We start from the raw sequence: 377 nt of genomic DNA, 5'->3' as shown, positions 1-377 counted from the left end.
AATGTCAGCAAATACTTTATCAATGTCCTGCTGTCCATCTATATTGGTCAGCACGTTCTTGTCTTCATAGAAGTAGAGAAGCGGCTGAGTTTGTTGCATGTTAACTTCTAAACGCTTCGTGACGGTTTCAGGCTTGTCGTCTTCGCGTTGGTAGAGCTCTCCGCCATCTTTATCGCACACACCAGCTGTAGCTGGCGGATTGAAGACAGTATGGTAAGCAGTTCCACAATCTTTGCAAATCCAACGGCCTGTTAACCGTGCAATCAATTCGTCTTGTTCAACTTGGATGTTTCCGACATGCTCGATTCGTTTGCCAAGATCAGCCAGAAGAGATTCCAGCGCCCCAGCCTGAGGGACTGTCCGTGGAAAGCCATCCC

General features: G+C 48.0%; 1 protein-coding gene. It reads right to left on the bottom strand.

Annotated elements, in window-relative coordinates:
• A partial coding sequence (locus AY633_RS13695; protein ID WP_145915686.1) for an adenylate kinase family protein occupies window positions 1–377 on the bottom strand: 377 nt, incomplete at both ends.

Source organism: Planococcus maritimus (assembly GCF_001592825.1).
Lineage (GTDB): Bacteria > Bacillota > Bacilli > Bacillales_A > Planococcaceae > Planococcus > Planococcus maritimus_C.
This window is presented reverse-complemented; position numbering and strand designations above follow the sequence as displayed.